The organism is Nonomuraea deserti (genome assembly GCF_004348685.1).
GTDB classification, from domain to species: domain Bacteria; phylum Actinomycetota; class Actinomycetes; order Streptosporangiales; family Streptosporangiaceae; genus Nonomuraea; species Nonomuraea deserti.
In genome coordinates, this window is the sequence record NZ_SMKO01000058.1 from 40,225 (window position 1) to 49,303 (window position 9,079).

8 protein-coding genes, 1 tRNA gene and 1 other RNA gene are annotated in these 9,079 nt (G+C 70.6%); 3 read left to right on the forward strand and 7 right to left on the reverse strand.

Going from position 1 to position 9,079, the window contains the following annotated elements; genetic code table 11:
• Positions 1 to 204 precede the first annotated feature (204 nt).
• Both E1292_RS55445 and E1292_RS22055 read right to left on the reverse strand, forming a co-directional pair.
• Positions 205 to 462 (reverse strand): class I SAM-dependent methyltransferase, encoded by a 258-nt coding sequence (locus E1292_RS55445; RefSeq protein WP_342775679.1) that lies wholly within the window; start codon positions 460 to 462, stop codon positions 205 to 207.
• Positions 463 to 1,148: 686 nt separating this feature from the next.
• Complete coding sequence (locus E1292_RS22055) at positions 1,149 to 1,523, reverse strand: hypothetical protein (RefSeq protein WP_132597114.1); 375 nt, start codon at positions 1,521 to 1,523, stop codon at positions 1,149 to 1,151.
• 151 nt (positions 1,524 to 1,674) lie between these two features.
• On the opposite strand from E1292_RS22055, the gene E1292_RS22060 reads away from it, so the two are divergent.
• Positions 1,675 to 2,076, forward strand: a complete 402-nt coding sequence (locus E1292_RS22060) for a hypothetical protein (protein WP_132597115.1) — start codon at positions 1,675 to 1,677, stop codon at positions 2,074 to 2,076.
• Between the two features lie 52 nt (positions 2,077 to 2,128).
• Here E1292_RS22060 and E1292_RS22065 read toward each other — a convergent pair whose 3' ends face one another.
• The 5 genes from E1292_RS22065 to E1292_RS22085 form a co-directional block, all read right to left on the reverse strand.
• Entirely contained in the window at positions 2,129 to 3,100 is a 972-nt protein-coding gene (locus tag E1292_RS22065; RefSeq protein WP_132597116.1) for a hypothetical protein, read from the reverse strand.
• 111 nt (positions 3,101 to 3,211) lie between these two features.
• Positions 3,212 to 4,357 carry an RNA polymerase sigma factor gene (locus E1292_RS22070; RefSeq protein ID WP_132597117.1) on the reverse strand — a complete coding sequence of 382 codons (1,146 nt, stop codon included), beginning with the start codon at positions 4,355 to 4,357 and terminating at the stop codon, positions 3,212 to 3,214.
• Positions 4,354 to 4,761 (reverse strand): YciI family protein, encoded by a 408-nt coding sequence (locus E1292_RS22075; RefSeq protein ID WP_132597118.1) that lies wholly within the window; start codon positions 4,759 to 4,761, stop codon positions 4,354 to 4,356. Before E1292_RS22075 ends, E1292_RS22070 begins: the two co-directional genes overlap by 4 nt.
• 132 nt (positions 4,762 to 4,893) lie before the next feature.
• Positions 4,894 to 5,391, reverse strand: a complete 498-nt coding sequence (locus E1292_RS22080) for a pyridoxamine 5'-phosphate oxidase family protein (protein ID WP_132597119.1) — start codon at positions 5,389 to 5,391, stop codon at positions 4,894 to 4,896.
• A gap of 452 nt (positions 5,392 to 5,843) precedes the next feature.
• Positions 5,844 to 5,928, reverse strand: a tRNA-Ser gene (locus E1292_RS22085).
• A 97-nt stretch (positions 5,929 to 6,025) separates the two neighbouring features.
• Here E1292_RS22085 and ffs point away from each other — a divergent pair.
• An RNA gene (gene ffs, locus E1292_RS22090) (signal recognition particle sRNA small type) lies at positions 6,026 to 6,121 on the forward strand.
• A gap of 31 nt (positions 6,122 to 6,152) precedes the next feature.
• Positions 6,153 to 8,597: a DNA polymerase III subunit gamma and tau gene (locus tag E1292_RS22095; protein ID WP_132597120.1), complete on the forward strand. Its 2,445-nt coding sequence runs from the start codon at positions 6,153 to 6,155 to the stop codon at positions 8,595 to 8,597.
• Positions 8,598 to 9,079: the final 482 nt, after the last annotated feature.

Sequence of the window (9,079 nt, forward strand, 5' to 3'; positions counted from 1 at the left end):
GTCGGCCAGCCGTCCGGGCCCGCAGCCGACGGCGGCACCTCGACGACGAAGCACATGAAGCTGAGTTCGTTCGCGAACTCATGGAAGTCGTCGGGGAACAGCTCGCGGGCGGCCGGGTCGACCTGCGGTTCGCTGATGACGCAAGGCGGAAGCCGGCGGTGGTGAACGCGTCGGTCATCGCGTGCGACGGCCCGCGCCAGAAAGTCAGCGGGAAGGACTGCCCGTCGAACGTGTCGTCGTCGAGCGGCAGCGGATCACGTACGTCGGCCACGTGCAGGTCCGCGTCGTCGCCGCGCCGTCGCCGAGCCGCCGCCTGGCTGTCGCCAGCATTCCGGCGCCGGCGTCGATGCCGGTGACCACGGCACCGCGATCGCGTAGTGCCACGCACAGCGGGCCGGAACCGCAACCGGCGTCCAGGATCCGGCGGCCGTCCAGCGGGACACCGGCTCCGGCATGAGACACCGCGCCTCATCCGCCAAGGCACGAACGGCGTGGCCCGCGGACCAGCACGTGACAGGCGGCATCTGGCAGGCCGTGGCCGAGTAGGTGGCGGAATGCGGCTGGGAAGCGGAAAGAGGCCCATGGAAAACCGGTGCAATTCCTGCGTACCATTTTCACGTGATCATGGGCTGGGTGCTCTTATGCGTGTTTCTCGGGATTCCCGTGGCGTTAGTGTGCGGCTCGGTGGTCTTCGCGTCTGAGTCGGCCCGGCACGCCCATCCCAGATCATGGCTCCTGGTCCGGGGGGCGGCTCTGGCGGTCGCCGGCCTCCTGGTGATGGCGGTCATCGCCTGGTCAACACGCGAAGACAAGCACTATGACGACTCCCTTGGTCTGCTGCTCCTGACGGCTGTCATCGGGGGGTCGCTGTTCCTCGCCGGGTTGGGCCGTTTACTCCGTGGCTGCTGGGCATCCTGCGGCGGCGCACCGCCCGGCTGTCGCCGACGATCCGGTTGGCCTCCCGTGACGTGGCCCGTAACCGCCGCCTGACCGCTGCTCCGATCGCGATCACGATGGTTACGACGGCCCTCGCGGTGGCTTTTCTGATCATCGCGGTCGCTGAGACGGCACAGAGCAGGGCCGGCTACTATCCCTCGGCTCGCTCGGGCGCTCTCGTCGCGGATGTGTGGGCGAAAGACGCGACAATGTCACGGGCAGTCATTCAGCAGGAATTGCCCGGAGTGCCCATCGCCCAGAGAGATTCTCCAAGCCATCGTGGGCACTTCAGCCTGGATGTCGAGGATGTGGACCTCCCCGACGTGGAGAGCGTCGTTCCGGCCGGCTTCATCGGTGATCAGGCACTCTTGCGCTATCTCACAGGAGATTCGACCACGCCGTATGACGAGGGCACAGCCGTGGTGGTCACGCCTGATGACGTACAAGTCGACACGGTGACGCTCCACTACTCCCTTTCCCCCGACGAGGAGGGGAGGGGAGCTCCAGGCGGAGTCCATCCCCGCGATCGCGGTCAGATCCTCCGATCCGCACGTCAACGAGGTCTTCATCCCGACGAAGATCATCAAGGACCTGGGTCTTCGCCCCGAGCCGGACACACTGATCATCGATCCATCCGCCCATCGAACGACGGAGGCCGAGCAGGATCGGATCGACCAGCGACCGGGTGATGGAGCGACGACCTACGTCGAGCGAGGGTTCCAGGACTCGGTGGGATGGATGGGCGTGGTCGCGGCGATGATCGTCGTAGGGCTCGGCAGCGCGCTGGTCGCGGGTGGCCGGGCGGGCACCGGAGGCCGGTCGAGACGGGTGCTGCTGCGCGTCGGCAACGGGTCGGTCCTGACGCTGCGGATGTTCGCCGCGAGTCGCGCAGGATTGAGCATGCTCTGCGGAACGGCGCTGGGGGCGGCCGCGGGGTGTGTCATCGGGTTGCTCCTGGCGTGGCCGAGCACGGCTTCGGTCGACTGGGAGGTGCCGCCGCGGGTGTCCTTCGAAACCCCGTGGTGGGCCGTCGCCGCTCTGGTCGCCGGGCTGCCGGTGGTCGCCGGGGTGATCGCGGCGCTGCCCAGGCCTCGCGTGAGCAGTGGGAGATCTCATGACCTCCCCGACCGAGTGCGTTGAGACACATCTTCGACCGGTTCTGCTCGCTGGTGCCGGCAGTGTGAGAATCCGCTCAGGCGGGCGGCGCAAGCCGAGCTATCCGGTCAAGAAGTCCATCGTCTAGATCCCCCACCAGCATCCCGTTGTTCACCGAGGGGCGGCAATAGGGGGCGATCCGTACCCAAGCCGGCGGTCCCTCCGCGTAACCGAAGTGCAGAAGGAACATCTCCCGCCGGCTGCCACCGACTTCTCTGCAGGTGTTCCCGCCTGACTCGGCGTCCTGTGAGTTGAGCTCCGCCGCCAGCTGACGTGCCTGTCGCTGCCGGTGCTCCAGCCCATTCGACGGGCGTGGCGTGGAGTTCCCGCTTAGTTCTTTCCGGCAGACCAGCACCTTGATCACCCCGTCGGGCACCATCTGCTCATTCTGCCCCCGCCGTCCGGTCGCCGGGTCGCAAGGGTTCTTCGGCGGGAGGAGTGTCCAGGTCCCGGTGCGGTAGGCGGCGGTGATGCTGCTCCCGACGTAGGAATCGCTGACGACCGTGCCATTGGTGGTCGTGACGCAGGAGTTGACATCTTCGGCGCTGCCCACCCACAGCGCCCGGCCATCGGGGTAGGCGAACCGGATGACGTAGTTGGTCATCTGGCCGCCCACCAACGTGCACGCCTTTTCGACGCGATCGGTGGTGATCGGAAGATAGCCCAGGTCGCGGGCCATCAACGTGGCCTGGTCGGTCAACATCCGTGATCCGGCAAGTGACTCCCCACCCGGATGCGAGTTCTGTCCGGGGTAGGCGCAGATCAACGCGCTGGTAGGTGCGCCGGGCACGAGCGAGTCCTCGACACCGTCGAAGTCGGCGGCATCCGGCACCCAGTGGCCGATCTCGTCGCTGTCCCAGCGTTGCGGACATGAAGCCGGTACCGGTGGCGCGGGCTCGCCGACCGTGGCCGGGACCAGGACGACCGCGGCGAGCAGCAGGACCGCCGCCAGGACGACGCTGACCCAATGGAGGGGTTTCACACGCTGATGACGCTGTCCGCCTGCCATCGGTTCACCGGACGGAGGCTCAGGCCGGTAGGTCACGACCCACTGTCACCGACGCCACGCGCCGGGGTCTTGGCCGGCTGGTCATGCCGGCCCCGGCCTCGGGCCGACCACTCAACCGCGGAGCTTCGCGTTGAGCCGGGCGGCCTGTCGCGTGAGGTGGTCGCGTTCGGGGAGGCTGGACGCTGATCGGGCGGCTTCGGCGTAGAACCGGGCCGCGGTCACCAGGTCACCGTCGCGCTCGTGCAGGTACGCCGCGGCGGCGGTGTGGCGGGGCAGCGAGGGGTCGAGCTCCGCCAGGGCGGCCAGGCCGGCCCGCGGGCCGTCGGCCTCGCCCACCGCGACGGCCCGGTTCAGGCGGGCCACCGGGCTGCCGGTGAGGCGTACCAGCTCGTCGTACCACTCGACGATCTGCACCCAGTCGGTCTCCTCGGCCGTGAGGGCGTCGGCGTGCAGCGCGGCGACGGCGGCCTGGGCCTGGAACTCGCCCAGCCGGTCGCGCGCGAGAGCGGCCTGCAGCACGTCCACGCCCTCGGCGATCAGACGGGTGTCCCACAGGCCGCGATCCTGTTCGGCAAGGGGTACGAGGTTGCCGTCCGGGGCCGTACGTGCCGGGCGCCGCGCGTGGTGCAGCAGCATGAGCGCGAGCAGGCCCGCCACCTCCTCATGGTGAGTCCTGGCCGCGAGCTGGCGGGTGAGCCGGATCGCCTCGGCGGCGAGGTCGACGTCACCGGAGTAGCCCTCGTTGAAGACGAGGTAGAGCACGCGCAGCACCGTGGCGACGTCACCGGGCTGGTTGAACCGTACGGACGAGACGGTCCGCTTGGCCCGGCTGATGCGCTGCGCCATGGTCGCCTCCGGCACGAGGTAGGCCTGCGCGATCTGGCGCGTGGTCAGGCCGCCGACCGCGCGCAGCGTCAGCGCGACGGCCGAGGCCGGTGTCAGGGACGGGTGCGCGCACAGGAAGTACAGCTGCAGCGTGTCGTCCGCCGCCTCGCTCTGGCCCGGCTCCGGCTCTGTCTCGACGCGTACCTCGCGGTGCCGCCGGGAGGTGTCGGCGCGGGCGGCGTCGAGGAACTTGCGCCAGGCCACGGTGACCAGCCAGCCCTTGGGGTCGCGCGGTGGATCGTCCTGCCACACGCGTACGGCCTCGATCAGGGCGTCCTGTACGGCGTCCTCGGCGGCCGCGAAGTCGGCTCCGCGACGGACGAGGATGCTGATCACCGTGGGCACCAGCTCCCGCAGCAGCGACTCGTTCACTCGGTCACCGTGGGCGGCTCGGCCAGGAAGGGGCGCACCTCGAGCCACTCGTGGATCGGTTTGCCGCCCGCGCCCGGAGCCGCGGACAGCTCTGCGGCCAGCTCGAGCGCCCGCTCGTAGGTGTCGACGTCGATCACCATCCAGCCGGCGATCAGGTCCTTGGTCTCCGCGAACGGGCCGTCGGTGACCGGCGGGCGCCCCTCGCCGTCGTAGCGGACGAACGTGCCCTCCGGGGAGAGCGCCTGGCCGTCGACGAACTCGCCGGTGTCCTCGAGCCGAGCGGCGAAGTCCCGCATGTACTGGATGTGGGCCGTGAGCTCCTCCGGCGTCCACTGGTCCATCGGCACGTCGTTGACCGCTGCCGGCGCGCCACGGTAGTGCTTGAGCAGCAGGTACTTGGCCATCGTGTTCTCCTTTGTGCGGTACGGCCCATTGTGGCCGGTGTTCACTGCGGGGACGGAGCCGCGCGCGGGTTCTCGACATCCCATCGCGACTTTTCCTATGGAATTTCAGGCGGCTGCGACGTACGCGCCCGCTCAGGCACGCCGGCGCTCGTCGCGCTGCCGGATCAGCTCCTCGACCGCGCTCGGCAGCGTCGTCTCGAAGTCGATCAGCTTCGCCCACGTCGGCGTCACCACGATCCGGACCATGCCGTCGTAGAGCGAGCGCACCTCCGCCTCCCACTCGACCCGCTGCTCGGGCGTCATCTGGTAGCTGCCGTTCATCTGCAGGTACTCGTCCGGGATGCCCTCGACGACGTCCAGCTCGGCCCGGCCGCGGATGAGCAGGATCTTGGGCGGGTGCACCTCCGTGTCGATCGTCAGGGCGACCGCCGGGTTGTCGCGGAGGGCCGGGAGCTTCGGGGCGTTCTTCGACGTGCACATCACGATCTCCGAGCCGTTCCAGGTGAACCCGATCGGGACGTTGCGGGGCGTGCCGTCCTTGGCGATGTAGGCCAGGCGGGTCAGGTCGCGGGCGAGCAGTTCCCGGCTGGTCGGCCGGCTCAGAATCTCGGTGATCTCCTGCGGTTGCACGGTCGTCCCCCTCCTTATCGTTCGTGTACGTGCGGCGCGGCGGCCCGTGACGGCCCGTGGCGGCCTCTGGTGTCCCTGGGACGGAGCCGGCGGAGCATTCTCGACATCCCCGGCGGGCCGAATCTCCCCGATGTTTTCCGGGCGGGAAGTCACCCCATACCGCCGGACCAGAGCTCCCCGCACGCGCAGGGCAAGCCGATGACCCGCTGTCCGGTTGCCTGCCGTGCTCAGCGGGACCGCGGTCGGACGGTCGTGGGCATCATGGGGCGGTCCGGCTCGGGAGTGGCGGTGCGGTGTCAGCACGTGACTGATATCCGGCAGGCCGTGGCCGGGCAAGGCGGGGGTCTCATGTGGGAGGTCGCAAGGGGGCACAGGGCAAGGGAGGCTGGACACGACGAAGGGGCCGACTTGGATGGGGTCGGCCCCTTCGCGTTTACTGCCTCAACCAGGCGCGGAGGATGGGGGATTTGAACCCCCGAAAGGTTGCCCTTTACACGCTTTCCAAGCGTGCGCCCTCGGCCACTAGGCGAATCCTCCGCGGACGAGCTTACCTGACTCCGAGGAGTACGGAGACCACGTTTTCTCCGAGTCTGCGGGGATGGAGCGAGCACTGCGGCATGCGGCTAGACTGTCAACGGACCCCTCGCGCGGCGTCATCCTGTGAACCTCCCCAGGGCCGGAAGGCAGCAAGGATAAGCGGGCTCTGGCGGGTGTGCGGGGGGTCTCTTCGTTGAGAGCCCCCTCGCAGGCGGGATGGTCGCATGAGCCTTGCGCTTTACCGCAAGTACCGACCCGGGACCTTCGCCGAGGTCAAGGGTCAGGAACACGTCACAGATCCGCTGCGGCAGGCCCTGCGTACGGGCCGGATCAACCACGCCTACCTGTTCAGCGGCCCTCGTGGATGCGGTAAGACTTCCAGCGCTCGCATCCTGGCGCGCTCTCTCAACTGCGAGCAGGGTCCGACGCCCGACCCCTGCGGCGCCTGCGAGTCGTGTGTCGCGCTCGCCCCCACGGGCCCGGGCCACCTCGACGTCATCGAGATCGACGCCGCCTCGCACGGTGGTGTCGACGACGCGCGCGACCTGCGTGAGCGGGCGTTCTTCGCCCCCGTCTCCGCGCGCTACAAGATCTACATCATCGACGAGGCGCACATGGTGACCCGCGAGGGGTTCAATGCGCTGCTCAAGCTCGTCGAGGAGCCGCCGCCGCACCTGAAGTTCATCTTCGCGACGACCGAGCCGGAAAAGGTCATCGGGACGATCAAGTCGCGCACGCACCACTACCCGTTCCGGCTGATGCCTCCCGCGACGTTGCGCGCGCTGCTGGAGGAGATTCTCACTTCGGAGGACGTACCCTTCGAGCCGACCGCGCTGCCGCTGGTCGTCAGGGCGGGCGCCGGGTCCGCGCGTGACTCGCTCTCGATCCTCGACCAGCTCCTCGCCGGGGCCGACGACGACGGCATCACCTACGCCAAGGCCGTCTCCCTGCTCGGCTACACCGACGGCGACCTGCTCGACGAGGTCGTCAACGCGTTCGCGGCCCGTGACGGCGGTCAGGTGTTCCACACGGTCAACCGGGTCATCGAGGGCGGCCACGATCCGCGCCGCTTCGCCTCCGACCTGCTCGAACGCTTCCGCGACCTGGTGATTCTGGCCAACGTTCCCGAGGCGGCGTCGAGCGGGTTGCTCGACCGGCCGGCCGACGAGCTGGAGCGTCTCGTCCAGCAGGCCGCCTCGATGGGGCCGGCCGAGCTCACGCGCGCCGCCGAGGTGTTCAACGCCGGTCTCACCGAGATGCGTGGCGCCACCTCGCCGCGCCTGCTGCTGGAGCTGATGTGCGCGCGGGTCCTGCTGCCTGGCGCGGCGCAGGGCGAGGAGGCGCTGCTCGCCCGGCTCGAACGCCTCGAACGCGGCGGCGCCGTCGCCCAGATGGCCGCCCGAGCGGCATCGGGTCCGCCGGCGGGTTCCGGTACGCCCGCGGGTCCTGCAGCGCCGGTGGGTCCCGGTGTCCCCGAGGTCCCGGGCCACGGTCGGGTCGCTGCCTCGCCGGCCGGCGAGGGCGGTACAGGAGTGGCTCAACCATCCGCCCCCTCGGCGAATGCCGGGGATGACTGGCCCACACCCGTTCGGCCCGGTACGGGTGGAGGGCAGCAGCCCGATCCTCAGGCAGGGAGCGAGGCGCACGGCGCCCCTCCGGCAGGCGGTGGCGTCGCCCAGCCGTCAGCCGGTGCCGGGGACGGCTCCCAGGGCGCTCCGGGGTCGGGCGGCGGCTCTCAGGAGGGTCCGGTCTCGGGCGGCTCTCAGGGCGCTCCCGTCGCAGGGGGATCGGGGGCGATCCAGGCGCAGTGGGCCACCGTACTGGCCGCTCTCAAGCAGCGCAGCATCGTCGTCTGGGCCAACGTGAGCACCAACGCCCAGGTGGTCGGCGTGGAAGGCAACCTGGTGACGCTCGGCTTCACCCAGGTCGGTGCGATGAAAAACTTCACGGGCGGCGGCAAGGACGCCGTCGTGGCGGCCGCGCTCGGCGACGTGCTCGGTGGCACGTGGCGGGTCGAGGCGGTCGTCGGCGGGTCTCCCGCCCCGTCCGCCCCGCGCGGTCCCGCACGTCCGCAGCAGCCCTCTCATGGCGGCGGCCAGGGGCCGACCGGTCCTCAGGGAGCGCCGGCCGCGCCTGCCGCGTCCCACGGCACGCCGGGCTCCCAGGGCCGTACGGCGTCCCACGGCTCGTCCAACGGCGCCTCCCACGACGACCAGGGAGCCGCGGCGCAGGATCCCGGCCAACCTCCGGCCGCCCCTTCGTCCGCTCTCCCCGGCCCGCCGACCACCGACGAGTCCTGGCCGGACGCCCCCGACGACCTCGGCCCCGGCGCACCTCCGTCCCCCGACCCCACCCGTACGGTCGCCGCCGCCCAGCCGGCGGGATCACCTGGTGGCGGAGCGGCAGGCGCCGGGCTGGCCGCCGCTCGGTCGGCGGCCAATGCAGCCGCGCAGGCCGGTCCCCGCGTCCCCTCTCCCCGGGGCGGCGCCGCTTCCCGTGGCGGTGCCGGGGCGTGGCCGGAAGCGATCCCCGGCCGCTCCAAGGGCCCGGACGCCGACGAGGTCGACCCGCTCAACGACGCGGACGCCGATGTGGACGCGGTCTCGGGCATGGCGCTGCTGGAGCGCGAGCTCGGCGCCCAGGTGATCGGTGAGATCGACCACACCTGAACGCGAGCCTGGTCACACGTGTGCACGTCTGTCCGCGAGCCTGATCACACCTGTCGGCGCCTGTCCGTCGGGCCTGACCACATACCCGCCGCGCCTGTTTGCCGGGCCTGGCCACACCGGTCGGCGCCTGTCTGTCGGGCCTGACCACACACCCGCCGCGCCTGTCTGACGGGCCTGGCCACACCGGTCGGCGTCGGTCTGCCGGGCCTGACCACACACCCGCCGCGCCTGTCCAGACCTGCCCGTGCCCGGCCGCGCTGATGGCAGGCGGCGGCTGGCGCGTGCGGGTGGAGGCAGGGGCAGGCACTGTGTGGGAACGGGTGAACGCACGGCACAAGGTGGGTGCCGGGTCCGGTCGCAGGGTGTCCGGGGAAGCGGGGTCGCGGGGCCGTCCGGGGAAGCCGGGGGCGCCGGGCTTTCCGGTGTGTCGGCGGTGCCGGGCTTTCCGGTGTGATGGGGGTGCGGGCTTTCCGGGTGGGTCG